This is a genomic window from Bradyrhizobium sp. sGM-13 (genome assembly GCF_018398875.1).
In the GTDB taxonomy this organism is placed as follows: domain Bacteria; phylum Pseudomonadota; class Alphaproteobacteria; order Rhizobiales; family Xanthobacteraceae; genus Bradyrhizobium.
Map to the genome: position 1 here is coordinate 49,981 of NZ_JAGWDK010000016.1, position 24,433 is coordinate 74,413.

25 protein-coding genes are annotated in these 24,433 nt (G+C 62.8%); 8 read left to right on the forward strand and 17 right to left on the reverse strand.

Translation table 11 applies throughout. The features are described 5' to 3' along the window. Nucleotides 1–25: 25 nt before the first annotated feature. Nucleotides 26–1,027 carry an SPFH domain-containing protein gene (locus KJQ96_RS23545; RefSeq protein ID WP_213288895.1) on the reverse strand — a complete coding sequence of 334 codons (1,002 nt, stop codon included), beginning with the start codon at nucleotides 1,025–1,027 and terminating at the stop codon, nucleotides 26–28. Between the two features lie 174 nt (nucleotides 1,028–1,201). Continuing rightward, entirely contained in the window at nucleotides 1,202–2,236 is a 1,035-nt protein-coding gene (gene hemH, locus KJQ96_RS23550; RefSeq protein WP_213288896.1) for a ferrochelatase, read from the reverse strand. 101 nt (nucleotides 2,237–2,337) lie between these two features. Between hemH and KJQ96_RS23555 the strand changes: the two genes are divergently transcribed. After that, the gene (locus KJQ96_RS23555) at nucleotides 2,338–2,736 is read left to right on the forward strand and encodes an MAPEG family protein (RefSeq protein WP_213288897.1); all 399 of its coding nucleotides are present in this window, start codon (nucleotides 2,338–2,340) and stop codon (nucleotides 2,734–2,736) included. A 367-nt stretch (nucleotides 2,737–3,103) separates the two neighbouring features. Here KJQ96_RS23555 and KJQ96_RS23560 read toward each other — a convergent pair whose 3' ends face one another. The 4 genes from KJQ96_RS23560 to KJQ96_RS23575 form a co-directional block, all read right to left on the reverse strand. Further along, nucleotides 3,104–3,538 carry a thioesterase family protein gene (locus KJQ96_RS23560; protein ID WP_213288898.1) on the reverse strand — a complete coding sequence of 145 codons (435 nt, stop codon included), beginning with the start codon at nucleotides 3,536–3,538 and terminating at the stop codon, nucleotides 3,104–3,106. Between the two features lie 273 nt (nucleotides 3,539–3,811). Further along, a complete protein-coding gene (locus KJQ96_RS23565) occupies nucleotides 3,812–4,852 on the reverse strand; it encodes a nickel/cobalt transporter (protein ID WP_375293200.1) in 1,041 nt (346 codons plus the stop codon). Between the two features lie 38 nt (nucleotides 4,853–4,890). Next, complete coding sequence (locus KJQ96_RS23570; RefSeq protein ID WP_213288900.1) at nucleotides 4,891–5,556, reverse strand: DUF1007 family protein; 666 nt, start codon at nucleotides 5,554–5,556, stop codon at nucleotides 4,891–4,893. Between the two features lie 111 nt (nucleotides 5,557–5,667). Beyond that, the gene (locus KJQ96_RS23575; protein WP_213288901.1) at nucleotides 5,668–7,758 is read right to left on the reverse strand and encodes a M3 family metallopeptidase; all 2,091 of its coding nucleotides are present in this window, start codon (nucleotides 7,756–7,758) and stop codon (nucleotides 5,668–5,670) included. A 188-nt stretch (nucleotides 7,759–7,946) separates the two neighbouring features. On the opposite strand from KJQ96_RS23575, the gene KJQ96_RS23580 reads away from it, so the two are divergent. From KJQ96_RS23580 to KJQ96_RS23610, 7 genes are all read left to right on the forward strand, one after another. Next, the gene (locus KJQ96_RS23580) at nucleotides 7,947–8,207 is read left to right on the forward strand and encodes a hypothetical protein (protein ID WP_213288902.1); all 261 of its coding nucleotides are present in this window, start codon (nucleotides 7,947–7,949) and stop codon (nucleotides 8,205–8,207) included. 654 nt (nucleotides 8,208–8,861) lie between these two features. Then, on the forward strand, nucleotides 8,862–10,004 hold the full coding sequence (locus tag KJQ96_RS23585) for a type III PLP-dependent enzyme (protein ID WP_213288903.1): 1,143 nt from the start codon (nucleotides 8,862–8,864) through the stop codon (nucleotides 10,002–10,004). A 117-nt stretch (nucleotides 10,005–10,121) separates the two neighbouring features. After that, nucleotides 10,122–10,727: a GNAT family N-acetyltransferase gene (locus KJQ96_RS23590; protein WP_213288904.1), complete on the forward strand. Its 606-nt coding sequence runs from the start codon at nucleotides 10,122–10,124 to the stop codon at nucleotides 10,725–10,727. Nucleotides 10,728–10,893: 166 nt separating this feature from the next. Then, nucleotides 10,894–11,283, forward strand: coding sequence for a RidA family protein (locus KJQ96_RS23595; RefSeq protein ID WP_213288905.1), 390 nt, complete (start codon nucleotides 10,894–10,896; stop codon nucleotides 11,281–11,283). Nucleotides 11,284–11,324: 41 nt separating this feature from the next. Next, a complete protein-coding gene (locus tag KJQ96_RS23600) occupies nucleotides 11,325–12,755 on the forward strand; it encodes a homospermidine synthase (protein WP_213288906.1) in 1,431 nt (476 codons plus the stop codon). A 234-nt stretch (nucleotides 12,756–12,989) separates the two neighbouring features. Continuing rightward, nucleotides 12,990–13,865, forward strand: coding sequence for a hypothetical protein (locus KJQ96_RS23605; RefSeq protein WP_213288907.1), 876 nt, complete (start codon nucleotides 12,990–12,992; stop codon nucleotides 13,863–13,865). 208 nt (nucleotides 13,866–14,073) lie between these two features. Continuing rightward, nucleotides 14,074–14,301, forward strand: coding sequence for a hypothetical protein (locus KJQ96_RS23610; protein WP_213288908.1), 228 nt, complete (start codon nucleotides 14,074–14,076; stop codon nucleotides 14,299–14,301). Nucleotides 14,302–14,320: 19 nt separating this feature from the next. Here the strand turns inward: KJQ96_RS23610 and KJQ96_RS23615 are convergent, their stop codons facing one another. From KJQ96_RS23615 to KJQ96_RS23665, 11 genes are all read right to left on the reverse strand, one after another. Continuing rightward, nucleotides 14,321–15,061, reverse strand: a complete 741-nt coding sequence (locus tag KJQ96_RS23615; protein ID WP_213288909.1) for an acetoacetate decarboxylase — start codon at nucleotides 15,059–15,061, stop codon at nucleotides 14,321–14,323. Nucleotides 15,062–15,160: 99 nt separating this feature from the next. Beyond that, nucleotides 15,161–15,898, reverse strand: a complete 738-nt coding sequence (locus KJQ96_RS23620) for an ABC transporter ATP-binding protein (protein ID WP_213288910.1) — start codon at nucleotides 15,896–15,898, stop codon at nucleotides 15,161–15,163. Then, nucleotides 15,888–16,622: an ABC transporter ATP-binding protein gene (locus KJQ96_RS23625; RefSeq protein WP_213288911.1), complete on the reverse strand. Its 735-nt coding sequence runs from the start codon at nucleotides 16,620–16,622 to the stop codon at nucleotides 15,888–15,890. The genes KJQ96_RS23620 and KJQ96_RS23625 overlap by 11 nt, the downstream gene beginning before the upstream one ends. After that, nucleotides 16,619–17,584, reverse strand: a complete 966-nt coding sequence (locus KJQ96_RS23630; protein WP_213288912.1) for a branched-chain amino acid ABC transporter permease — start codon at nucleotides 17,582–17,584, stop codon at nucleotides 16,619–16,621. Before KJQ96_RS23630 ends, KJQ96_RS23625 begins: the two co-directional genes overlap by 4 nt. After that, complete coding sequence (locus KJQ96_RS23635) at nucleotides 17,581–18,447, reverse strand: branched-chain amino acid ABC transporter permease (RefSeq protein WP_249734431.1); 867 nt, start codon at nucleotides 18,445–18,447, stop codon at nucleotides 17,581–17,583. Before KJQ96_RS23635 ends, KJQ96_RS23630 begins: the two co-directional genes overlap by 4 nt. A 51-nt stretch (nucleotides 18,448–18,498) precedes the next feature. Beyond that, nucleotides 18,499–19,743, reverse strand: coding sequence for an amino acid ABC transporter substrate-binding protein (locus tag KJQ96_RS23640; RefSeq protein WP_213288914.1), 1,245 nt, complete (start codon nucleotides 19,741–19,743; stop codon nucleotides 18,499–18,501). Nucleotides 19,744–19,825: 82 nt separating this feature from the next. After that, nucleotides 19,826–20,767 (reverse strand): dioxygenase, encoded by a 942-nt coding sequence (locus KJQ96_RS23645; RefSeq protein WP_213288915.1) that lies wholly within the window; start codon nucleotides 20,765–20,767, stop codon nucleotides 19,826–19,828. A 232-nt stretch (nucleotides 20,768–20,999) separates the two neighbouring features. Further along, nucleotides 21,000–21,311, reverse strand: coding sequence for a hypothetical protein (locus KJQ96_RS23650; protein ID WP_309142459.1), 312 nt, complete (start codon nucleotides 21,309–21,311; stop codon nucleotides 21,000–21,002). 129 nt (nucleotides 21,312–21,440) lie between these two features. After that, nucleotides 21,441–22,445: a WD40 repeat domain-containing protein gene (locus tag KJQ96_RS23655; protein WP_213288917.1), complete on the reverse strand. Its 1,005-nt coding sequence runs from the start codon at nucleotides 22,443–22,445 to the stop codon at nucleotides 21,441–21,443. 10 nt (nucleotides 22,446–22,455) lie between these two features. Further along, complete coding sequence (locus KJQ96_RS23660; protein ID WP_213288918.1) at nucleotides 22,456–23,508, reverse strand: GTP-binding protein; 1,053 nt, start codon at nucleotides 23,506–23,508, stop codon at nucleotides 22,456–22,458. 54 nt (nucleotides 23,509–23,562) lie between these two features. Then, on the reverse strand, nucleotides 23,563–24,432 hold the full coding sequence (locus KJQ96_RS23665) for a metal ABC transporter substrate-binding protein (protein ID WP_213288919.1): 870 nt from the start codon (nucleotides 24,430–24,432) through the stop codon (nucleotides 23,563–23,565). Nucleotide 24,433: the final 1 nt, after the last annotated feature.

Consider the following 24,433-nt stretch of genomic DNA (forward strand, 5'->3'; position numbering starts at 1 on the left):
CTAATCGATCTTCCAGATCAAGCTCCTACCGCGGCGGCGTAACCGGAGGCGGGGTCGGGCCAGCGTTCGGCACCGACGATGTCCGCCGTGCGGCGGCCGCAGCGGAAGCTACGCTCTCACCAAACGTCGCCTTGGCGATCTCGCCGATGCCGGCGAGCGAGGACAGCACGCTAGTTGCTTCCAGCGGGATCATCAGGATCTTCTGGTTCGGCGAATCCGCGAACTGTCCGAACGCCTTGATATACTTGTCGGCGATAAAATAGTTCAACGCGGCGACATCGCCCTTGGCGATCGATTCGGAGACCATCTGCGTCGCCTTGGCTTCCGCCTCCGCCAGGCGCTCGCGCGCCTCGGCGTCGCGGAATGCGGCTTCGCGGCGACCTTCGGCCTGCAAAATCTGACCCTGTTTGGCGCCTTCCGCGCGCAAAATTTCCGACTGGCGCTGGCCCTCGGCCTGCAGAATGTCGGCACGCTTGACGCGCTCGGCCTTCATCTGCCGGCCCATCGCTTCCACCAGATCGGCCGGCGGCACGATGTCCTTGATCTCGATGCGGTTGACCTTGAGCCCCCATGGCGAGACGGCTGCATCGACCACGCGCAGCAACCGCTCGTTGATCTCGTCGCGATGCGACAGCACCTGGTCGAGATCCATCGAGCCCATCACCGAGCGGATGTTGGTCATGGTCAAGACGATGATGGCCTGCTCGAGATTGGCGACCTCGTAGCTCGCTTTCGCGGCGTCGAACACCTGGAAGAACGCGACGCCATCCACCGTCACGGTGGCGTTGTCCTTGGTGATCACCTCCTGCTCGGGAATGTTGATCACCTGCTCCATCATGTTCATCTTGCGGCCGACGCGGTCGAAGTAGGGAATGATAAGGTTCAGCCCGGGCGACAGCGTGCGGGTGTATTTGCCGAACCGCTCGATGGTCCAATCATAGCCCTGCGGCACCGTTTTGACGCCCGCGAACAATGTGGCAATGACAAGTAGAACAAAGGCAATCGCGAAAATGTCGAAGCCACTCATAAAGTCCCTCCAAAGCCGGTAAGGTGCGTTGCTCGGCGCGATCTCTCATTTGTCTGCAACGGCGTAGGCCCGGTTCAGCCGGCTATTCTCAGTTTACGGTTATATAGCTAGGGAATCGTTTGCGGGCCACCAGATGTTCTTGGGCTCCGAACGGCGAGTTGGTTGTTGAGGTGGTTAAATCCAGCCTTGAAGCTCGCGCAAAACGAGTTGGCGGATCACGTCCATGCCGGGCTCACTGTCGTTCAGGCAGGGAATTGCGGAAAATTGCTCGCCGCCGTTGTGCTTGAAAATCTCGGCGTTTTCCTGCGCGATCTCCTCCAGCGTCTCCAGGCAATCGGCGGAGAAGCCGGGCGTCACCACCACAATGCGTTTCACGCCATCTCTCGCCAATTTTTCGATGGTTTTGTCGGTGTAGGGCTGCAGCCACTCGTCGGTGCCGAAGCGCGATTGAAACGTCAGGACCAGCTTGGAGGGATCAAGGCCCAGCCGCTTGCGCAAGCTTTCTGTTGTTGCGACGCACTGCGCGTAATAGGGATCGCCCTTGTCGACATATTTCTGCGGCATGCCGTGAAACGACGCCACGATCAGTTCAGGCTGGAATGGCAGAGCCGCCAGATGTTCTGACATCGAGACGGCGAGCGCTTCGATGTAATCGGGATTGTCATAATAAGGCGGGCTCACCCGCAGCGTCGGCTGCGCCCGCATGTCGGCGAGCGCGCGAAACACCTCGTCGCAGACCGTCGCCGAGGTCGCCGCGGAATACTGCGGATAGAGCGGCACCACCAGCAGGCGATCGCAGCCTTGCGCAGCCAGGGCATCGATGCGCGAGCGGATCGACGGATTGCCGTAGCGCATCGCCCAATCGACCACGACATGCTCGCGATCGGCAATCGCCGCCGCGAGCTTTTCGGCCTGCGACCGGGTGATGGTCTTGAGCGGGGATTCGCCTCTCTCGGCGTTCCAGATCTTCTGGTAGTCGCGCGCCTTTCGACTGGGACGCACCCGCAGGATGATGCCGTTGAGGATCGCTTTCCAGACGAGGCCCTGATCCTCGATCACGCGGGGGTCGGAGAGGAATTCCTTCAGATAGACCCGCACCCCCTGGGCATCGGCGGTATCGGGCGTACCGAGATTGACCAGCAGCACGCCGACGCGTTGCTCCAGGGCTGCCGGCGCCGTTGCATTTCTGGGGGGAACGACCGCGGTCATGATTTCGATGGCTTCGCGCGTTGCACCATCCTTGTCAAGATAACCGCCGGTTCGCTACGCTTCCCAACTGGCGGCTGGGCGCGCGTGCGCGGGGAGGAACCATGACGATCGCCGAATGGTGCGTTTTCGGAACGGTGCTGCTGTATCTGCTGACGATCGCATCGGTCAAATGGGCCGCCTACGGCCGTTTCGACAATGCCAAGCCGCGCGATCCCGCCTTCTACCAGGACCCGATCCGCGCCCGCGCCCTTGGCGCGCATCAAAACGGCATCGAGGCCTTTCCGTTCTTCGCAGTCGCCGTGCTGCTGGCGGAATTTCGGCTCGGGCCGCAGCGCCTGATCGATGAACTCGCGATTCTGTTTGTGATCGTGCGGATCGCCTATGTCTTCACCTATCTCGGCAACCGCCCGACGCTGCGCTCGATCCTCTGGAGCATCGGCTTCGCGATCAATATCACGATCTTCTTTCTGCCGGCGATCAAGGATTATTTGCCGGTGTGAGGTTGGCGCCCCGTCGTCCCTGCGAACGCAGGGAGCCATAGCCACCGCTGCTAATCGTTAAGGGAAAGTCGTCGACCATCCCCGCAATACAACATCCGCCGCGGCGTATCGGTCCCTGCGTTCGCAGGGACGATGGGGATGGAGATAGCCGTCATGCAAAATACGACCCTCGCGTTAAGCGAAATATTCTTGATTCCTGGGCTTGACGCGATTTCTGAAAATCAGAAGTGATCTGCCCATCGTTGCCTTGCCGCAGTTCGTAGGGTGCGCAAAGCGCAGCGTGCCCACCACCAAGCAGCACAGTCGGAGATAGTGGGCACGTCGCTAGTGCGCCCCTACGATGTCTCTATGTCGACGACGACTTGGCTCAGCCCAAATGCCGCTCCCGCGTCGCGATCAAATCCCGGATCTCCTTCGATATGGGGACCGGGCGATGGGTCTGCTGATCGGTGTTGACCCAGACGATCTCGCCGGTCACGAGCGGGTCACTCTCACCCTTCTGGAAGATCGCGAGTTCGAAGGTCATGCTCGAATTGCCGATCCGCGCCACCCGCGCTCCGACATCGAGCTCCCAGTCGAACCGGACCGGCGCCTTGTATTCGATGACGGATTTCACGACGTGGAAATCGACGCCGGATTTCTTGGCGTCGGCATATTGGTCATAGCCGAGCGCGCGAAAATATTCAGTGATGGTGGTGTCGAAATAGGTCAGATAATGCGCGTTGAAGACGACGCCCTGGCCATCGATCTCGGAGTAGCGCACCCGGAACGGGTGGAAGAACCAGAATTGCTCGCGTGACATGGGGATTCCCGGCTTTGCATGTTCGGGCCGCCTGCATAGCGCACCGGAGGTGTTTCATAAAGCCGGGCAAATTGGGTTACCGAAATAGAGCTGCAGAATCTATCGCGGTAGATTGTCGTCCCTGCGAACGCAGGGACCCATACGCCGTGCCGCAAGTTTTGAGAGACTCTGTTCGACGGCTTTCGTCTACCAACTTAATCCTGTTGTTATGGGTCCCTGCGTTCGCAGGGACGACAGTTCGTCGCGTGGATCGACGACAGTTCGTCACGTGCCTCACAAACACGTCGCGCGTTCGGCGGCGAGATAGCCGAACAACAGGCCCAAGCCGAACAAGAGCACCAGGCCGGCGGCGCCGAATTCGATGCCGCGCATGACCAGCGCGCCGCCGCCCTCGTGCCCGGCGCTCAGCCGCTTTGCCAGGCCCTTCGCCGATACGGCGATCACGGCGATAGCGGCGACCGTGATCGCAGTGCCGAGGCCCATCACGAAGGTCGCGGCGATGCCGGCCAGGAACAGGCCCTGCGCCAGCGAGAATACCAGCACCAGGATGGCACCCGAGCAGGGCCGCATGCCCACGGCAAAGATCGTCCCCAAGCCGCGCCGCCAGCCGCCGGGACCGGCGAGTTGGTCCGGTGTCGGCCCGTGCGAATGGCCGCAATGCTCGTCATGAACATGGTCATGACCATGGCCGTGATGATCGCCGTGATCATGATGATGGTGATGGGCATGGTCATGATCATGACCGTGATGATGAGCCGTGGCCGATGCCATCGCCAGCTCCGGCTTCGCCTGTAGCGCGCGCATAAAACCGCCGCCCTTGGTCCAGACCAGCCGGGCGCCCAGCGCCGCGATCAGCGCGTAGCTGACGATCTCGATCGCCTTCTCCGCGCTGCACATCGTCTTGGCCGTGGAAGAGAGCAGCCAGGCGAAGACGGCCACGATCGCGACCGCCACCAACGCCTGCAGGAACGCCGAGGCGAACGACAGCACGATGCCGCGCCGCGCGGTTTCCTCATTGGCGACGAGATAGGACGAGATCACTGCCTTGCCGTGGCCGGGGCCGGCGGCATGAAAAATGCCGTAAGCAAACGAGATTCCAAGCAGCGTCCAGACCGCGCTGCCGTCCGATTTCGCCGCGCGGATGGTGGCGGACATTTCGCGGTAGAATTCGGATTGCTTGGCCAAAATCCATCCGATCACGCCGCCGACCTGCGGTTCGGCCGCGGGACGAGGACCGCCGAACGGATTCTGCGCCATCAGCGCATGCAAGGCAGCATCGAAAATCACAACGGCCGCGATCGCCGCGGCCGTCATTGCGATACCTCGCGCGAGGCTCGTGGGGAGGATCCGCCTCATGGGCAGTTCACCGTGATCTTGTTGGCGAACATCGCGCCGTAATTGGAATTGTCGCCGTTCAAGAAATTCTGCTCGTTCAGGCGCTGGGTGTTGGCGGTCTCATCGTTCGGCCGCTGGAATTGCATCTGGCAGGCGGCGGGCGCGCCGATCAGCTTGATGGGATCTTTGTCTTCGAACTTGAAGTCGATGAAGTAGGAGGGGTCGAACACCTCCAGCGCCAACTGCTTCGAGGTCGCCGGCGCCTTCAGCGGCAGCACGAAATGCAAAGTCAGCGCGCTGTCCTTGTATTCGAGGTAATAGTCGACCGGCTCCTCGAACTTCGCCTTCTTGCCGTCGGCCTTGGCGAAGGTGAAATAGGCGAAGTCCTTCAGCGACTCGACATTGGTCTGTGCCAGCGGCGCCAGTTCCTCGCGGGTGTAGACGCCCTTGGTCTTGGTCGCGACACCCTGCAGCGCGTAGGTCGAGAACATGTCATCGAACGTCCAGGCGTGACGCACACCCGTCATCGCGCCGTCGGGCGCGTAGACCACCTCGCTCCTGGCGGTGATCCAGACGTGGGGATGGGCCTGCGCGGACGATGCGCCGGCTGACCACGCGACGATCAGGCTCAACAATCCGAACAGGGCACGCAAAATGTCGTCCCTGCGAACGCCGGGACCCATACGCCGTGTCGCTCGTTTTTGGCAGTGTGGCAAAAGTTTTTCCCTCACAATGAACACCAGGGGTTATGGGTCCCTGCGTTCGCAGGGACGACGAGGAAGCGGCGCCGACTATCAGGCCGCTGGCGTTGCTTCGAGCAGGCCGCGACGGCGCAACAGCGCGTCGGCCTCCGGCTCGCGGCCGCGGAAGGCGACATAGGCGTCCTCGGGGTTACGCGAGCCGCCCGACGAATAGATGTCGTCGTGCAGGCGTTTTGCCACCGCGGGATCGAAGATGTCGCCGGCCTCCTCGAACGCGCCGAAGGCGTCGGCGTCCATCACTTCCGACCACATGTAGCTGTAATAGCCCGATGCGTAATGATCGCCGGAGAAGATGTGGCCGAATTGGGTCGGCCGGTGCCGCAGCGCGATTTCGGCGGGCATGCCGATCTTCTCCAGCTCCGCCTTTTCGAACGCCGCCACGTCGCGGCTGGCAGCGGCCGGCTGGGTATGGAATTCGAGATCGACCAGCGCCGAGGAGACGAACTCCACGGTGGCAAAGCCCTGGTTGAATTTTCGCGCGGCGAGGAAGCGCTGCAGCAGGTCGTCCGGCAGCGGCTCGCCGGTCTGGTAGTGCTTGGCGAACTGCCGCAGCACCTGCGGCTGCTCCTGCCAATGCTCGTAGAGCTGCGAAGGCAGCTCGACGAAATCGGTGAACACGGATGTCCCCGACAGCGAAGGATAAGTCACATTGGACAGCATGCCGTGCAGGCCGTGGCCGAACTCGTGGAACAGGGTGCGCGCGTCGTCCGGCGACAGCAGCGATGGCTGGCCGTCCGCGCCCTTGGCGAAATTGCAGACATTGATGATCAGCGGGGCGACGTCGATGTCGAGCTTCTGCTGGTCGCGCAGCGAGGTCATCCAGGCGCCGGAACGCTTCGAGGGTCTCGCGAAATAATCGCCATAGAACAGCGCCTTGTGCTTGCCGGCGGCGTCCTTGACCTCCCAGACCCGGACGTCCGGATGCCAGACCGGAATGTCATTGCGCTCGGAGAAGGTGATCCCGAACAGGCGGGTGGCGCAGTCGAAGGCGGCCTCGATCATGTGGTCGAGCACCAGATAGGGCTTTATCGCCGCGTCGTCGAAATCGGCCCGCCGCTGCCGCAGCTTTTCGGCGTAGTAGCGCCAGTCCCACGGGGCGAGCGCGAAGTTGCCGCCCTCCTCCGCGATCAGCGCCTGCAGCGCGTCGCGGTCGGCGAGCGCCTGGGCCCGGGCCGGCTTCCAGACCCGCTCCAGGAGGCTGCGCACCGCCTCCGGCGTCTTGGCCATGGAATCCTCCAGCCGGTAGGCGGCGTAGGTCGGAAAGCCCATGATCTTGGCGGCCTCCTCGCGGAGCGCGAGGATCTCGACGATGGTGGCGTTGTTGTCGTTGGCGTTGCCATTGTCGCCGCGCGCGGTGAAGGCCTTGAAGACCTTCTCGCGCAGGTCGCGGCGGGAGGAGCTCTTCAGGAACGGCTCGACCGAGGAGCGCGACAGCGTCACGATTGCCTTGCCCGCCATCCCGCGCTCTTCAGCGGCGGCCTTGGCTGCGGCAATAAAGGCTTCCGGAAGGCCGTCGCGGTCATCCTCGCCGAGCTCCATGAACCAGTCCTGCTCGTCGCCGAGCAGATGGTGGCTGAACGCGGTGCCGAGCTGGGCCAGCCGCTCATTGATCTCGGCCCGGCGCTTCTTGGCGACCTCGTCGAGGCCGGCGCCGGCGCGGTAGAAGTTGGTGTACGTGCGCTCCAGGAGCCGCATCTGTTCGCCGGTCAGGCCGAGCGTGGCGCGGTTCTCGTGCAGCAACGCAATGCGGCCGAACAGCACCGCGTTCATCATGATCGGGTTCCAGTGCCGCGCCATCCGCAAGGAGACTTCCTTGTCGATCTCCAGGATCGCCGGATTGGAGTGCGCCGAGACCAGGTCGTAGAACACGGCAGAGACTTTCGCGAGCAGCTTGCCCGAGCGCTCCAGCGCCGTGATGGTGTTGGCGAAGTCCGGCACCGAGGGATCGTGGGTGATCGCCGCGATCTCGGCGGCGTGATCGGCAAAGGCCTGCTCGAAGGCGGGCAGGAAGTGTTCCGGCTGGATCTCGCTGAAGGGCGGTGTCTCGAACGGCGTCTGCCACGGCCGGAGCAGCGGGTTTTCGCCAGCTTCCGAAGGGGCCGCCGTCTGCAGGGTTTCTGACATCACAATTCCCGTTTTTGCCTCGTTTTCGTGGCTCGTTTTCTTGGGCTGAAACCGGCACCGATTTCGCTCGAAAACGCTCCAGAAGATGCGGCAATCTATAGCACGCGATGCGGCATTTTTGGGCCTTTTGCGCTTGATAGATGGGGCCTTTTCGGAGAGATTGCGCCCCCAAGAACAGGACCTTTTTCATGAGCCCACAGCCCGCCTCCACATCCTCCCGCCAGATCGTCTGGCCGAGCGTCATCACCGTCATTTCGGCTGCGATCCTGATCGGCGCGGAAGTGTTCGGCGCGGCGTTTGCCGGCGGCTGGGCGCTCGCGATCCTGTTCGGCCTCGACGACACCAGCGCGCACATCCTCCAGGCGGTGCTGTTCGGCATCGGCGTGCTGATCATGGTGGCGTTCATCCGCGGCGCGCAGCGCATCGAGCCGTTCTTCAAGCGCGCCTGACGCGCATTCAAGAAAGCGCTGCGGCACAGGCGCTAAAGCGTTCATCGCCTGTCTAAAAAAATCTTAACTTCCATTCATGTTTGTCGTGAGCCGTGCGCGCCGCGAACGCTTTCGTAAGCACACGTCGGGGAAATTTGTCCCCACCCTAAAAAAATTCTTGCGAAGCCGATTCAAAAGACTTATTTCCAGCCTTGCCCAATTTCGCACGTGCCTGTGGTCGTGTGTCAGTCGGTAGGTATCCGGACAAGAGGCCGGACAGCCGCCAAGGGATGAAGAACCGAGGGTCGTTTTTCGAAGCGGCCAGCATCTCTCTCAAGAGATGCCGTTGAAGGTCTCTCCATCCTTTGCAACCGTGACTGGCAGCCGGAGGCGAACCGGCGCACCCCGCTCTCAACGGGGGACGCGACTTAAAGCAACGACGGATCGGGCTTTTTTGGTCTCTACCGGCATTCCACCGCCGGCGCGGGCTACTGAAAAGGCTTGTCCTTCATTGCCAGGTGAGCGGGCGGGAAAATTCCCAACCAATCCACGGCAGCACAATTCGGTTCTTGAGTTCGAGGCTTCGTCGCGTCTCCATCGTGCGACAACGCCAAAGCACTCACGTCCGAGATCAAATTTGAACGGGACCCGTCGCTGGGCCGTTTGGAGGGTGCTATGACCGAACGTATTCAGGAATTCCTGCGTAACCGCCGCAGCGAGGGCCAGGACACCGAGCCGTGCCTCGTCGTCGACCTCGAAGTCGTGCGCGACAATTACCAGACCTTTGCCAAGGCGCTGCCCGACAGCCGCGTGTTCTACGCGGTGAAGGCCAATCCTGCGCCCGAAGTGCTGTCGCTGCTCGCCTCCATGGGCTCCTGCTTCGACACTGCAACCGTTGCCGAAATCGAAATGGCGATGGCTGCCGGTGCGACGCCGGACCGCATCTCCTATGGCAACACGATCAAGAAGGAGCGCGACATCGCGCGCGCCTTCGCGCTCGGCATTCGCCTGTTTGCGGTCGACTGCGCCGCCGAAGTCGAGAAGATCGCGCGCGCCGCTCCCGGCGCAAAAGTGTTCTGCCGCATCCTCTATGACTGCGCCGGCGCTGAATGGCCGCTGTCGCGGAAGTTCGGCTGCGACCCGGAGATGGCGGTCGAGGTGCTCGACCTCGCCAAGCGTCTTGGGCTGGAGCCGGTCGGCATCTCGTTCCATGTCGGCTCGCAGCAGCGCAAGGTGAAGGCGTGGGACCGCGCGCTGGCGATGGCCTCGACGGTGTTCCGGGACTGCGCGGAGCGCGGGATCAACCTGTCCATGGTCAACATGGGCGGCGGTTTCCCGACCAAGTACCTCAAGGACGTTCCCCCGGTCGTGCAGTACGGCCGGTCGATCTTCCGTGCGCTGCGCAAGCACTTCGGCAACCAGATCCCGGAGACCATCATCGAGCCGGGCCGCGGCATGGTCGGCAACGCCGGCATCATCGAGACCGAAGTCGTCCTGATCTCCAGGAAGAGCGACGAGGACGAGGTGCGCTGGGTGTATCTCGACATCGGCAAGTTCGGCGGCCTCGCCGAGACGATGGACGAGTCGATCCGCTACGCCATCCGCACGCCGCATGACGGCGCGGAAATGACGCCGTGCGTGCTCGCAGGCCCCACCTGCGATAGCGCCGACGTGCTGTACGAGAAGATGCCGTACCCGCTTCCGGTAACGCTCGAGATCGGCGACAAGCTGTTGATCGAAGGCACCGGGGCCTACACGTCGACCTACTCGTCGGTGGCGTTCAACGGCATCCCGCCGCTGCGGACCTACCACATCTGACGCCTCGTTAGAGGCTCGAATAACGGGAGCCGGTGCGCCGGCTCCCTCCCTTCATTGCCGATTTTCTGACAACGCTTCGCGCGGCCTGCCTGCCGTGGAAGCGGGGACTGACGTGCCATGACTGCTTTGCGGAAGACCACTGCCGTCCTCATCTCCGATGCCGCTCCGTTTGCGATCCGCAGCGAGCGGGCCTCGGACGTCGCCGCGCGCGAGGCGCTGCTGGATGCCTGCTTTGGCGACAACCGCCATATGCGCACCTGCCAGCGCCTGCGCGACGGACGCACGCCCGCCGAAGGCCTCAGCCTTTCGGCCGTGAGCAAGGGCCGGCTGGTCGGTACGTTGCGGTTGTGGCACGTCAGCGCCGGGGGCATCCCGGCGCTCATGCTCGGCCCGCTGGCGGTGGAGGCATCCTCCCGCCAGCTCGGGGTCGGGGCTGCGCTGATGGACCACGCGCTCGCGGCGGCGAAGGCGCGTGGCCATCGCGCGGTAGTTCTGCTGGGCGATGCGCCGTACTACGCCCGCTTCGGCTTCTCGACCGCGAAGACCGGCGAGCTATCGCTACCGGGCGCCTTCGAGCGCGACCGCCTGCTCGGCCTGGAGTTTTGCGAAGGCGCGCTCGACGGCGCCTGCGGCATGATCGTTCCAACCGGTGCACGCTTGCCGAAAACAAAGGCAGTGCGGGCCAGGAAGACTAAGACCTTGCTCCTGCCGCGCGTGGCCTGATCGTCGACGACATTCTCGTGCGTCGCCGGCGCGCCGCCGGCCTCTGACTTCACCCGGCATTCCCGGTGACGTCGCCAGGGGTTGCGCGCGCCGAGGAAAAGCCCTTAAACCGCGCCCATCCCGCCGCCGGATCATTCCCAGGATCGTTCCCAAGATCGAGGTTCCGATGCCCCGCCGCCTGATTTCCACCGGCTCGCCGTTCGAGAAGACCGCCGGCTACAGCCGTGCCGTCATCGACGGCGATTTCGCCTTCGTCGCCGGCACCACCGGCTACGACTACGCCACGATGGTCATACCAGCCGATGTCACAAGCCAGGCACGTAACTGCTTTAGGAACATCGAGGCGGCGCTCAAGGAAGGCGGCTTCGCGATGGCCGACATCGTCCGCGCCACCTACTACATCACCGACATTGCCGATGCGGACGCCTTCTTTGCGGTCTGCGGCGAAGTCTTCGGCGAGATCCGTCCGGCCACAACCCTGCTGGTGGTCGCCGGCCTCTACAAGCCCGAGATGAAGATCGAGATCGAAGTCACGGCCAAGCGCCGCACCGCCTAATCCCTCCATTCCCACGAATTTCTGTTTCCGGAGACCAACTGATGAACGCACTCGCAAAAATTCACGCGAAAGTCACTGGCCCCATCGTGATGATCGGCTTCGGTTCGATCGGCAAGGGCACGCTGCCCTTGATCGAGCGCCATTTCGACTATGACAAGTCGCGCTTCGTCATCATCGATCCGCATGAGGATGGCGAGCTCGCCAAGAAACACGGCGTGCGCTTCATCAAGCAAGCCGTGACCCGCGACAATTATCGCGAATTCCTGATCCCGCTGCTCACCGAAGGCGGCGGCCAGGGATTCTGCGTCAACCTCTCCGTCGACACCTCCTCGGTCGACATCATGACCATGTGCCGGGAGATCGGCGCGCTCTACATCGATACCGTGGTGGAGCCCTGGGCGGGTTTCTATTTCGACAAGAACATCGGTCCCGAAAAGCGCTCCAACTACGCCCTGCGCGAGACCTTGCTCGCCGCAAAGCACAAGAGTCCGGGCGGCACCACCGCCGTCTCCACCTGCGGTGCCAATCCCGGCATGGTATCCTGGTTCGTCAAGCAGGCGCTGCTCGATATCGCCCGCGACACCAACACGCCCTTCAACGAGCCGAAGAGCCGCGAGGGTTGGGGCCAGCTCGCGCAGAAGCTCGGCGTCAAAGGCATCCACATCGCCGAGCGCGACACCCAGCGCTCCAGGAATCCGAAGCCGATGAATGTGTTCGTCAACACCTGGTCGGTGGAAGGGTTCGTGTCCGAGGGCATGCAGCCGGCCGAGCTCGGCTGGGGCACCCATGAGAAATGGATGCCGGACAACGGCCGGCAGCACACCGAAGGCTGCGGGGCTGCGATCTATCTGTTGCAGCCCGGCGCCAACACGCGCGTCCGTTCCTGGTGCCCGACGCCGGGCGCGCAATACGGCTTCCTCGTCACCCATAACGAGTCGATCTCGATTGCTGACTATTTTACGGTGCGCGATGGGACGAAGGTGGTCTACCGCCCGACCTGCCATTACGCCTACCACCCGGCTAATGACGCCGTGCTGTCGCTGCACGAGATGTTCGGCGCGACCGGCAAGATGCAGTCGTCGTGGCACATCCTCGACGAGAACGAGGTCGTCGACGGCATCGATGAACTCGGCGTGCTGCTCTACGGCCACGGCAAGAACGCCTATTGGTACGGCTCGCAACTCTCGATCGAGGAGACCCGCCTCGTCGCGCCCTACCAGAACGCCACCGGCATGCAGGTGTCGTCGGCGGTGCTCGCCGGCATGGTGTGGGCGCTGGAAAACCCCGAGGCCGGCATCGTCGAGGCCGACGAGATGGACTTCCGCCGCTGCCTGGAAATCCAGATGCCGTATCTCGGCCCGGTGAAAGGCTTTTACACCGACTGGACGCCGCTGTCGGACCGGCCCGGCCTGTTCCCGGAGGATATCGACACTTCGGATCCCTGGCAGTTCAGGAACGTGCTGGTGCGCTGAGCGCGCCGGCGCGAGGAGGGCTGGAAGCGCGGCGCGCCAGCCATTGCGGGAATCGAAGTGCGGCTGATGGGGGTGCACAACCATAACGTGACACCACCACAGCCGTGCCGGTGACCAATGAGCGGAAATTCAGCCCTCGTCCCTTTCTCAACGCTGATATCTGCCCGCGTCGCGATTGCCCTGATATTCCTGCAGCTCTGCCTGGGACCTGCTTTCGCCGCCGGGGACGGATGCATGGCCAGTTACTACCGTGCCAAATCACCGGCCTGCGTTGACGACACGCGGGCGCAACTCCGGCAAATGGCCGCGAACAGGCAGGCTGAACCCAACACTATTATCGGCTTCCTTGCCGAGTTGTTCAGGAATTCTCCGCAGGAGCGCGAGCGTGTTCTGAGCGCCGAGCCCTCAAACTATATGAAGTCGGTGGATGTCATCAGCCTGTATCGGGCCGGCCTGCCGGTCGAGGCGCAAAAATTTGCCGCCGCCAACAATCTTTCCGGCCTGTCCGACAAATTGCGCGCAGTGCGGATTGCGCCGCTGGACGCGGTAAAGCCATCCTCGATTCCGAGCGACAACGACCTCCTGATCGGCGCGTACATGGGGTCAGGCGACACGACGCTGATCCGAAGAATTCTCGACAACTATGCCACCGCTGACGACGCAATGGCGAATGACGGTTTGCGCGTCGGATTCATGATGAGCAAATTCGGGCCGGGCCTCGCTCCGAAGGGGCGTGACAGTGTAATGGCAAAGGTCCTCTGTGAAAAATACGACTGCAAGGTGGATCAGACGAAATTCCTTCGGGTCATGACATTGGGAATGGCGATGTGGTCGCTGCAATCGCTGTCGGCGCAGGACGACGGCATCAAGAAGACGTTGTCCGACTTCTTTTCCCGCGATGCGCGCCTCAAGAACCTTTTTGCAGCCGAGCAGGCCGCTTTCGGAAACTACATGACCGCAATCATACTCGTTTCGACTTTCCAGAAGGATCGCACCGGAGCGGACCAGGACCGGACCTACGAGCTGATGAACAAGTCCGCTTCGATCTACGAGAATCTTGGGTCCGGCAAGGAGGCTTTTGAGCCCTTCCAGAATCTCAACAAGAAGTAACGCGATACTCGCGACAACGCGGCGCAGGCCTAGTTTCCTGCTGCAGTGCACAGTGCTCTGTTCGATTCCGGCGCCAAAACGGCGCCCGGGTGCCTGGCCATCGTAACCCTCGATTAATTCAATCGCGCGATCCTGAAGAGTAATTTTCTGCGAGGGCCAAGACCGTCGCCGCAGTTTTTGAGCGACGGCTCCGGTTGGAGCCACCAACATGCGCGTCATCATTGCCATCGTTCTGGCGGCCGCGGCGCTGGCTGCGTGCACGCCCGAGAGCGGCAGCCATGCCGAGGTGACGGGCTCGATCGACAATTGCGCGCGCAAGCTCTACAGCCAGTACAATCCGAAGGACAAGAAGCAGTGCGTCGCGGTGTGCATCGCCTGCGAGCGCGGCGTGGTGACGACCTGCTCGACCGCCTGCACGCTCCGGGGCGCGATCTGATCGTACGGTGGCTCGCCCTTCACTTCGCCATGTAATCGAACGCGACCGTTCCGAGGCCGAGTGTCAGATCGGCCTTGAAATGCAGCGCGGAGACCACTTCGCGCACCGGGAGCCGCGCGACGTCGGCGAGCGCATGCGGGAAAAGGCCGAGCGCCGCGGGGCCGGTCCAGGCCTCCTTCAGCGTAATGTCTTCGAGATAATAGCGCACCAGCTCGCAAATCCGTGGGCGCCCGTCGACATGCGGGATGATCTTGAGCATGAAGTTCGGCGCCTTCATCGCTTTCAGCACCGCATCGTGATCGACCGGGCGGTGCTTGTAGCCCATGGTGGCGGAGGCGCACAGCACCGAGCCGTAATGCAGCGTGCCGACCAGCACATCGCTCTCGACGGCGATCTTCGGCGACGCCAGCTTTTTCGGAAAGCCCCAGAGCTCGCGGCCGCCGGCGATCGGCCCCTCGTCGTCCAGATACATCGAATGAACGTAGATGCCCTCCTCGCCCTTGAAACGGACCGGGATAACCTGGCCGGTCTCGGTGTAATCGCCGAAGCCGGTCGAGTCAGGCATGCGGATGAATTCGTATTTGACGACGGCCTCCGCGACTTCGAGCGGCTCGGGCACCACGGCGGCAAGCGCCTCAGGGTCGGTACGATAGGTGATGACGAAAAATTCGCGGTTGAAGAAACGGTACGGTCCCGGCGGGAACGACGGGTTGGTCAGCGGCATCGAATAGGCGGTTCGCCTGACGTCATCGATCTTCATCGCTTGCCCCTTTTGTCATCTGCACTGAGATTATGGAGCAGACGATGGCAGCGAGCGAGGCTGAAGAATCGGCACAACGTCACGATGCCGTCATAACAGTCAGACGACGCCGCCGAGATAGAGCCGCTTGACGATATCGTTGGCTTTCAATTCATCGACCGACTGCGCAGCCACCGCGATCTCGCCGTGGACGATGATGTAGCCGCGATCGGCGATGCGGATCGCCTGGTTGAAATTCTGCTCCGCCATCAGCACGGTCAGGCCGGCGCGCTGCTTGAGCTCGCCGATCTTCGCAATGGTCTGCGACACGAGTAACGGCGACAGCCCGACCGACGGCTCGTCGATCAAGAGCAGCCGCGGCGACGACATCAGCGCGCGCGCAATCGCCAGCATCTGCTGCTGTCCGCCGGACATGGTGCCGGCGAGCTGGCTGCGCCGCTCCTTCAGCACCGGAAAGGTGTCGAAGACGAGCGCGAGATTCTGCTGGATGGCGCTGCGGGCCATTTTCCTGAACGCGCCGAGCATCAGGTTTTCCGTCACCGTCAGCTTGGGAAACAGCCGCCGCCCCTCCGGCACCAGCGCCACGCCGAGATCGACGATCGCCTCGGGCGAGAGCTTTGTGAGGTCATGCGCCACGCCGTCGATCGACAGCGCGAGCCGGCCGCTATCCGGGCGCACCAGGCCCATGACGCATTTCATGAGCGTGCTCTTGCCGTTGCCGTTGGTGCCGAGCAAGGCCACCGTCTCGCCGGCCTCGACATGCAGCGTGACGCCGCGCAGCGCCTTGACGGCCCCGTAGCCAGCATCGAGGCCTTCGATGGCAAGGCTAAGTGCCAAGATAGGCCTCCTGCACCCGCTTGTTGGCCATCACCTCGGCTGGCGCGCCGAGCGCGATGATTTTTCCGGCGTCGAGACACATCACCCGTTCCGAAAAGCGCATCACCGCCTGCATGATGTGCTCGATCATAATGATGGTGATGTCTTCCTCGCCAAGGCTGATCAGGAGATCCAGCACCTCGTCGACTTCGGAAGACGACAACCCGGCCATCGCTTCATCCGAAATCAAAAGCTTCGGACGAACCGCCATCGCGCGCGCGAGCTCCATCTTGCGCAGCTCCACCTGGCTCAGCGTATCGCTCGCGGCGCCGGCTTTTGAGGCGAGCCCCATCCGCGTCAGAATCGACATCGCAACTTCTTCCTCCGCCGCGGCTGAACCAGCGGCGGCGAAGTCGAGCCCGACCATGAGGTTTTCCAGCACCGTCATGCTCCTGAACGGCCGCGGAATCTGGAAGCTGCGGGCGATGCCGCGGCGCGCGCGTAAGTGCGGTGGCAATTGCGTGATGTCCTCGCCGCAGAACACCACGCTGCCGACCTGCGGCTTCAACGCGCCGGAGATGCAGTTGATCAGCGTGGTCTTGCCCGAACCGTTCGGGCCGATCAGGCCGAACCGTTCGCCCTTTCGGATATCGACGCTTATATTGTCGAGCGCTGTGAAGCCGCCGAAGGTCCTTGTCAGAGTCCCCACCTGCAGCAGGGGTGCGTCGGCGGCTGCTGTATTCATTGCTTGCCCCCCGCGCGCAGACGGTAGCGCGGCCGCAATAGCCCAATGATGCCCTTCGGCGCGCCGACTACGAACAGCACCAGCATGATGCCGAGCACCAGCACGTTAACTTCCGAGGAGATGGTCACGGCCAGGAGCTGTTGCGTCGAGCCGAGCAGGATGGCCCCTAACACCGGGCCGATCCAGTGCGCGGTGCCGCCGATCAGCGCCATCGCCAACGCCGAGACCGAGTAGCTCAGGTTGAACGCCGAGGACGGATCGGCATATTGCAGGTACATGGCAGCGGGGGCGCCGGCCGCGGAGATCAGCGCGCCCGAGATCATGCAGGCGATCAGTTTCAGCCTCAGCGTCGGCACGCCGGTGCATTCGGCCGCGAGTTCGTCGTCCCTGAGCGCCTGCAGGCCGCGGCCGATCCGGGAATTCTGGATGTAGCGCGCGATCGCAATGGCGATGACGACCAGGACGGCCTGCACGAAAAACAGCATCTTCACATAGCTGTCGAACGGCGCCGTCACCGGCGGCCGCTGGATCTGGATGCCGGCCGCGCCGCCGACGAACCGCCAGTTCATCACAAAGGTCTCGATGATGATCGCTAGCGCAATCGTCGCGATCGAGAAGAAGATGCCGCGCATCCGCAAAGTGAGGAGGCCAACGCCAAAGCCGAGCGTCATGCCGACGACGGCGGCGGCTGCGATCTGCACCACGAGCGGCGCGCCTGTCGCGTTGAACAGCGCTACCGCTGTGTAGACGCCGACGCCGAAAAAGGCGTTGGTGCCGAAATTGACGTAACCGGCGTAGCCGCCGAGGATGCTCCAGGCAACCGCAAGCGCGATGAACTGCAGGATGACGTAGCCGGCAAAAAACGGATATTCGTTGCGGACGATCTGTGTCATCGACAGCACGGCGACCAGGAAGACGGCGACGGCGGCCCAGAATGCAATGCTGTGGCTGCGCTTGTTCATCGGCCGAGCAGACCTTGCGGCCGGACGGCGAGCACACCGAGCAGCATTGCGAACGAGATTGCCGGCGCCCAGGAGGCGCCGAACAACGTCAGCACGATGGATTCAGCGACTCCGAGGATGATGGCGGCGATCAGCGTGCCGCTGATGCTGCCGAGCCCGGCCATGACGACGACGCAGAAGGTCCGCCCGATATAGGCGCGATCGAGCGTCGGCTCGACCGGCGCCACGATGATCAGGAGCGCGCCGGCGATGCCGAGCACGGCGGTGGCGATGCCGAAGGCAAATTGCTTGATGCGGACCGGATTGGCGCCCATCAGCCGCAGCGCCTCCTCGTCCTGCGCGACCGCGCGGATCGCGCGGCCCATGAAGGTTTTCGACAGATACACGGCAAGGAGCACCGTCAGCGCCAACGCCACCGCGAACGCCACCAGTTGCCGGATCGGTATCCGAAACTCGCCGAACCGCCACGACTTGCCGATATAGGTCGCGGAAACCGAGCGCTGGTCGACGCCGAATTGCAGGATGATCAGCACCTCGATGATGAAGGCGATGCCGAAGAAGAACGCAATGCCGCGGACGGCCGCATCGCTACCGCGCCGCTCGAAGGTCTCGTAGTAGATGCGGTAGGCCAGCAGGCCGAACAGGAAAAACAGCGGCGTGATGGCGAGGCCCGCCAGCAACGGGTCGATGTCATAGCTCTCGTTGAGCTGGTACACGCCATAAGACGCCAGCACCAGGAATGCCGGATGCGCGACATGGGGAACGTCGAGCAATCCGAACGAGACGGACAAGCCGACACTGACGGCTGCATAGAAACAGCCGAGCAGCACGCCGAGCACGACTGCCCCAAGCAGCAGGTCCATCGAAAACAATTCAAGTCCCCCCTTGGCCCTGAGCCGGAAAAGCCATGAGGCCTAGTTTCGGGCAGCCTCGAAGGGAGCGATGAGCTCTCCGGTTTTCAATTTATCAGGAAATAGAATCACCTGCTTGCCGGAGGAGCGGAACTGTTCGATATCCTTGTCCTTAACACCGCGGAACTGGGCCTGCAGTGTCGCGGTTTCCTTGCGCTCGCCATCCGCAGAAAAAGCGATCGGGCCGACGATGGTCTTGTGTTCGTTCTCGCGCAGGTATTTCGCGATGCCCTTTTGGTCGAGCGACTTGGTCGCGCCGACCGCCGCCTCGATCATCTGGCCCATCGCATAGCCGAACGGCGCCAGATAATAGCCGAGCGGATCGACCTTGGCCTCGACGGCGCGCTTGGTGTACTTGTCGAAGAACTCCTTGGTGCCGTCGAAATACATACTCTTTTCCGGCAGCCAGGTATTGTAGTTCACGACGCCGTTGAGCAGCGAGCCGAGGTTCGACATTACAGCGGCAAATTGCAGGCCGACCATGCCGCCGCCGAAAATCTTGACGCTGTCGCCGATCCCGATCTCGTTCACGGCACGCAGGATGCCGGCCGAATCCGGCGGGTAGGACGCGACATAGACGATGTCGGGCTTGGCCGCCTTCAACGCGCGAATGATGGACGAAAATTCAACCGTGTTCGGCGGGTAGACCTGGTCGAAAACGATCGGGATATTGCGCTTCTTGGCGACATCCCGTGCCGTGAGCGCGAGGTTTTGCGCGAATTCCTGATCCGCCGTTAACAGCGCCATGTTCTTGCCGCCGGCCTTTTGCGCCAAGTCGAGGAACGAAGCCGCCCAGCTATCGGCCGGCCCCCAGGGTGCATTGTTGAACCACATGTCGTGGCCGACTTTACTGTTCACCTGGAACGAGAAATTCCCCATCAGCAAAAGGCCGCGCTGCTTGACGAACGGCATGATCGGCGCGGTCGGTACCGTTGCATAGGGCGCGAACAGCAGGTCGACCTTGTCGACATCGACCAGCTTGGCGTAGATCGCGGGCGTCTCCGATGCACTCGACTTGTCGTCATAGACGACCAGTTCGACCTTGCGGCCGAGCAGCCCACCCTTGGCATTGACGTCGTCGCGCCAGATCTCGATGCCAAGCAGCGACGCCTTGCCGCCGCCGGCGAGGCCGCCGGTCTGCGGCATCGACATGCCGATCTTGATCGGCGGCTGCTGGGCAAGCGCGCTCGACCCGTGCCCTACCACCGCGACGGCCATTGCGCCGCCCAGGAATGTTCTGCGTTTCATCGATTCCCCCTTATGTCGTTGTATTTCTGCGTCCGCCGGATCTTCGCCCGGCTGCGGTGAAGTGGATCGCGTCAGTTCCGGGCTAGCCGCCGGCACCCGCCGGGGTCGGTTCGCTTTTGGCTTGTTTCATGATCGCCGACGGATCGGCGCCGACGCGCCCGCTGGTCTTGTCGGCGGCGCTTTCGCGCGACAACCGCATGTCGAAGCGGATGCTCGGCATGCCCTTGATCGGGCAGTCCGGATCATTGGCCACGACGTCGACAGCAAGATCGCCGGATGAGCCGAACACGACATCATCGGCCAGATGAGGATCGTCACGCAGATAGAGCGCGGTGACGAGTTCGCGATAGCCAGGCGCGTCGACCAGGAAATGAATATGCGCCGGTCGCATGCCATGTCGCGCCTGCGCCTTCACCATCGCGCCGACCGGGCCATCCATTGGGATCGAATAGCCGAGTGGCTTGACGGTGCGCAGCACATAGAGGCCATCCGCGTCTGTCGTGAACACGCCGCGGTAGTCGACCGAGGTCGCGCTGGCCTGGATGTCATAGAGGCCATCAGCGCCGGTCTGCCAGATCGAGACGGTGGCGCCCGCGACCGGTTTGCCCGCGGCATCGGTGACGCGGCCATACAACGCGCACTCGCTGCCGGGCTTCGGATTCTTGGCGATCGAACTGCCGGCTGCAAGCGTCGGCGTGGCCTCGCGGTAGAACGGGCCGAGCAGGCTGGTGTGGGTGGCTTCCTCGAGCGCGGTCGCGTCGTGCAGTCCGTTCACGAGCGCCGAGAGGCCGAGCGTGTCGGATAGCAGGATGAATTCCTGCCGTTCCGGCGAACACATCTTGCCGGCGGCAGTCATGAATTCGATGCCCTTGATCCATTCCGCGGGCGTCAGGTTGACCTCGCGGGCGAAGGCATGGAGATGTGTTACCGCCGACGCCATGATCTCCTTCAGGCGAGGGTCGGGCGTCGTCGCCATCTGGTCGAGCACGGCGTCCGTGATCGTTTCCGGCGTTAACTCACGCATGCGTCACTCCCTGAGCTGCCGGCTGTTGTTCGACCTGCCAGCTGTTTTGCAGCAAGCCTAACCGCTTGTTGGGGATCAACACAAGGCGTTCGAAGGCGAGGGCCGGCGCCCTCTCCTGCGAATTGATACGGGCGAATAGGTCGCATGGCCCACACATTCGCGCATCAAACGAGCGCGGCAGGGCCTCAGCCCACGATTTTGCGATTGCGCAATCGGCGCAACGGCAGTGGGATCATTTTTCCTTTTCGCGGATCGGTGGCGCGGTCTTCTCTGCCGGCGCCGGCGGCAGCGCGGGCTGAGCGCCCGATTTCTGCGCATCCGGGTCAGGACGGGCCGGCTGCGGCGGAATGTCTGATGGCCTTTGCCCGGTCGTGCCGGGTTCGGACGGCGCGGCGGGCGCGGACGGCTTCGTTTCCGCGTCGGGCGTCGATTGCGTCGGCGGTGTCGCCTGCGCGACGTGCTGTGAATCGCGCGCCACGATCTCGGTCAGCGACAGCGCCGAAATGATTAGCCCGACCGCGATCAACGTGGACGCGCCCAGCATTTCCCTTCGGTATTTGCGTAGACGGGCATCAGCCGGCATATCGTTCGACCCACAAATGGTTCGTGGGCCCAACGGCCGGCAAGGCGCATAGTTCCGCGGGGAACCTGCTTCGTCACCTCTCCGAGACCCCTAAAATTCCAGCATCCCGGCGTCGCCGTCCTCGGTGCCGAAGGCCAGCAACGTGCCCTTCGCGTTCCAGGTCAGCGCCGAGACCGGCTCGCTGCCGTTGCGACGCACCAGAATTTCTGCGCCGTCCTCGAGCCGCACGATCAGCACGGTGCCGTCACTATAGCCTGCGGCCATGATGTCCTGCTTCGGATGACAGGCGACCATGGAAACGCGCGCCTGCAGCGGCGCCAGCATAGCAGGCTCCTTGCCCATCGGACCGTCCTTGCTGGCGAACGGCCAGATGATCACGCTGTCCGCACCCGACGTGGCGAGCCCCTTGCCGCCCGCGCTCCACGACATCGAGCGGACGCGGCCGGGATAGCCGCTCATCCGCATGTGCCTGTTATCGGCGAGCCGCCAGCCATGCAGCGCCGGCTCGTGCATCGCGGTGACCAGGAACTTGTTGTCGGGGCTGAAGGTGACGGCCAGATGCGAGCCGGCCCATTCCAAAAATTCCGGATTCGCCGCCATGTTGGGAAACCACAGCGTCACGCCGTTGTAATGGGCGACCGCCACGCGCAGGCCTTTTGGCGCGAAGGCGAGGCCGCCGACGGTCGACGGCGCGTCAAAAGTCCTCTCCTCGCCCTTGCCACTGCGGACGAACGCCGTCTTGCCAGCCGACCAGGCAACCGCGCCATCGGAATGCAGCGCGACATTGTCGATCCAGCGCCGTTTGGCGTCGGTCGCAAGCACCGACGTCTCTCCCTTTGCATTCAATGCAACCAGCTTGCCGTCGTCGCCACCGGTGACGACGCGCTTGCCATCGGACGTGGTGCAGAGGATGGCGCCGCCGTGCACGACCACATGGGAGATTTCTCCGGTGGCATCGGCAATTGCGACTTTTTCCTCGGCACAGACGAAGGTGGCGCGCTCGCCGAGGAAATGCACGGCGGAGACGGGAGCACCGACCGCGACGGATTTCACGCGGTCGGTCAGGGATGCAATGGTGAGTTGTTCGGAAGACATGGTTTCCGTCTCACGCAGCAATGCAGCTTTCGAAACCTTCGCGGATCGTCTTTTCCGGCAACTCGCGGCCGATGAAGACGACGCGACTTTCGCGCGGCTCGCCTTCCTTCCACTTCCGCTGATGATCGCCTTCCAGCATCATGTGCACACCCTGGAACACATAACGGTCGTCGTCGTCGGTGAAGGAGAGGACGCCCTTCGAGCGCAGGATCTTCTGGCCCTCGGTGGCGACGAGGTTTTGCAGCCACGGCATGAATTTGGTCGGGTCAAGCGGCTTGTCCGACCGCAGCGACAGCGATTGCATCTCCTCGTCGTGGTAGTGCTTCAGCCCGCCGTGGCTGTGGCTGTGATCGTGATGGTCATGGGCATGATGATGATCATGATCGTGATGGTGATGATCGTCGCCGGCGTCGAGGAATTCCGGCTCGATCTCCAGAATGCGATCGAGGTCGAACGCGCCGCGTTCCAGCACGTCTGATAGCGCGACCTTGCATCGCTCCGTACGGTGCAGCTTTGCATATGGATTGATGCCGCGAATTCGGGCCTCGACTTCGGCCAATTCCGGTTTGGAGACGAGGTCGGTCTTGTTCAGCACGATGACGTCGGCAAACGCGATCTGGTTCTTGGCTTCCGGCGCGTCCTTGAGACGATCGCTCAGCCATTTGGCGTCCGCCACGGTGACCACTGCGTCGAGCCGCGCGTTCTTCTGCACATCTTCGTCGACGAAGAAGGTCTGCGCCACCGGCGCCGGATCGGCCAGCCCCGTGGTCTCGACGATGATGGCGTCGAACTTGCCCTTACGCTTCATCAGGCCATCCATGATGCGGACGAGGTCGCCGCGCACGGTGCAGCAGATGCAGCCATTGTTCATCTCGAACACTTCCTCATCGGCGCCGATGATGAGGTCGTTGTCGATGCCGATCTCGCCGAATTCATTGACAATGACGGCGTACTTCTTGCCGTGGTTTTCCGACAGGATGCGGTTGAGCAGCGTGGTCTTGCCGGCGCCGAGATAGCCCGTCAGCACGGTCACTGGAATTTTTTGGGACGAAAGTTCAGACATAATGGCTCCGGAGCGGAAATGGTTTTGCGCACCGGCAGCAGGGAGGCCCCTGCCCTATGGGCTCAGCGCGCTGGTCAGGGCCTTTATATTGTGCCTGACCATCGCAATGTAAGTGGGAGAATCGCCCTTTTCGCCGGTCAAGCTGTCGGAATAGAGCGTTCCGCCGACTCTGGCGCCGGTCTCGGCCGATATCCGGCCCATCAGGCGGGGATCGCTGATATTTTCGAGAAAAACTGCCGGTATTTTGGTCGCCCTGATCTGGGTGATGATCTTTGCGACATCGCGGGCACTGGCCTCGGATTCGGTCGATACGCCGACCGGCGCAATGAATTCGATGCCATAGGCGGCGGCGAAATAACCGAACGCGCCGTGGGTCGATATCACCTTGCGGCGGCCGTCAGGAATTTTGGCGACCGTCTCGCGCACCTCGCGGTCCAATGCGTCGAGTTGCGCCAGATAGGCGCTGGCGTTGGACTTGAAGGTTTCGGCACTGGCGGAATCGGCGGCCACCAGCGCGTCGCGGATATTGGCCACGTAGATCTTGGCGTTGGCGACTGATTGCCAGGCATGAGGATCAGCTACCGAGCCGAGCTTGAGCGGTGTAATGCCGGTAGTCGTGGTTACGACGGTCGCCTTTCCGCCGGCGGATTTGACGAGCCGCGACAACCAGCCCTCGAACCCAAGACCATTGACGAACACCAGCTTTGCACCCGCAACCCGTTTGGCGTCCGAGGGCGCCGGCACATAAACATGCGCATCGCCGTCGGGCCCGACCAGCGTCGTGAGCTCGACGCGATCGCCGCCGACCTGGCGAACGAAATCGCCGATGATTGAGAAGCTCGCAACGACGTTGAGGCGATCCGCGGCGCGGGCCGGGCCTGCGACCGCGAGCATGGCGAGAACGATAGGCCAGTACCGGATCATG

Excerpts from the sequence above, each read along its gene's own strand:
- KJQ96_RS23575 (WP_213288901.1), bottom strand. The coding sequence starts at position 7,758 with ATGTCAGAAACCCTGCAGACGGCGGCCCCTTCGGAAGCTGGCGAAAAC.
- KJQ96_RS23625 (WP_213288911.1), bottom strand. The coding sequence starts at position 16,622 with ATGAATACAGCAGCCGCCGACGCACCCCTGCTGCAGGTGGGGACTCTG.
- KJQ96_RS23635 (WP_249734431.1), bottom strand. The coding sequence starts at position 18,447 with ATGGACCTGCTGCTTGGGGCAGTCGTGCTCGGCGTGCTGCTCGGCTGT.
- KJQ96_RS23560 (WP_213288898.1), bottom strand. The coding sequence starts at position 3,538 with ATGTCACGCGAGCAATTCTGGTTCTTCCACCCGTTCCGGGTGCGCTAC.
- KJQ96_RS23585 (WP_213288903.1), top strand. The coding sequence starts at position 8,862 with ATGACCGAACGTATTCAGGAATTCCTGCGTAACCGCCGCAGCGAGGGC.
- KJQ96_RS23580 (WP_213288902.1), top strand. The coding sequence starts at position 7,947 with ATGAGCCCACAGCCCGCCTCCACATCCTCCCGCCAGATCGTCTGGCCG.
- KJQ96_RS23570 (WP_213288900.1), bottom strand. The coding sequence starts at position 5,556 with ATGGGTCCCGGCGTTCGCAGGGACGACATTTTGCGTGCCCTGTTCGGA.
- KJQ96_RS23615 (WP_213288909.1), bottom strand. The coding sequence starts at position 15,061 with ATGAAGATCGATGACGTCAGGCGAACCGCCTATTCGATGCCGCTGACC.
- KJQ96_RS23645 (WP_213288915.1), bottom strand. The coding sequence starts at position 20,767 with ATGCGTGAGTTAACGCCGGAAACGATCACGGACGCCGTGCTCGACCAG.
- KJQ96_RS23660 (WP_213288918.1), bottom strand. The coding sequence starts at position 23,508 with ATGTCTGAACTTTCGTCCCAAAAAATTCCAGTGACCGTGCTGACGGGC.
- hemH (WP_213288896.1), bottom strand. The coding sequence starts at position 2,236 with ATGACCGCGGTCGTTCCCCCCAGAAATGCAACGGCGCCGGCAGCCCTG.
- KJQ96_RS23595 (WP_213288905.1), top strand. The coding sequence starts at position 10,894 with ATGCCCCGCCGCCTGATTTCCACCGGCTCGCCGTTCGAGAAGACCGCC.
- KJQ96_RS23610 (WP_213288908.1), top strand. The coding sequence starts at position 14,074 with ATGCGCGTCATCATTGCCATCGTTCTGGCGGCCGCGGCGCTGGCTGCG.
- KJQ96_RS23565 (WP_375293200.1), bottom strand. The coding sequence starts at position 4,852 with ATGACGGCCGCGGCGATCGCGGCCGTTGTGATTTTCGATGCTGCCTTG.
- KJQ96_RS23590 (WP_213288904.1), top strand. The coding sequence starts at position 10,122 with ATGACTGCTTTGCGGAAGACCACTGCCGTCCTCATCTCCGATGCCGCT.
- KJQ96_RS23655 (WP_213288917.1), bottom strand. The coding sequence starts at position 22,445 with ATGTCTTCCGAACAACTCACCATTGCATCCCTGACCGACCGCGTGAAA.
- KJQ96_RS23640 (WP_213288914.1), bottom strand. The coding sequence starts at position 19,743 with ATGAAACGCAGAACATTCCTGGGCGGCGCAATGGCCGTCGCGGTGGTA.
- KJQ96_RS23555 (WP_213288897.1), top strand. The coding sequence starts at position 2,338 with ATGACGATCGCCGAATGGTGCGTTTTCGGAACGGTGCTGCTGTATCTG.
- KJQ96_RS23545 (WP_213288895.1), bottom strand. The coding sequence starts at position 1,027 with ATGAGTGGCTTCGACATTTTCGCGATTGCCTTTGTTCTACTTGTCATT.
- KJQ96_RS23650 (WP_309142459.1), bottom strand. The coding sequence starts at position 21,311 with ATGCTGGGCGCGTCCACGTTGATCGCGGTCGGGCTAATCATTTCGGCG.
- KJQ96_RS23605 (WP_213288907.1), top strand. The coding sequence starts at position 12,990 with ATGGCCAGTTACTACCGTGCCAAATCACCGGCCTGCGTTGACGACACG.
- KJQ96_RS23630 (WP_213288912.1), bottom strand. The coding sequence starts at position 17,584 with ATGAACAAGCGCAGCCACAGCATTGCATTCTGGGCCGCCGTCGCCGTC.
- KJQ96_RS23665 (WP_213288919.1), bottom strand. The coding sequence starts at position 24,432 with ATGATCCGGTACTGGCCTATCGTTCTCGCCATGCTCGCGGTCGCAGGC.
- KJQ96_RS23600 (WP_213288906.1), top strand. The coding sequence starts at position 11,325 with ATGAACGCACTCGCAAAAATTCACGCGAAAGTCACTGGCCCCATCGTG.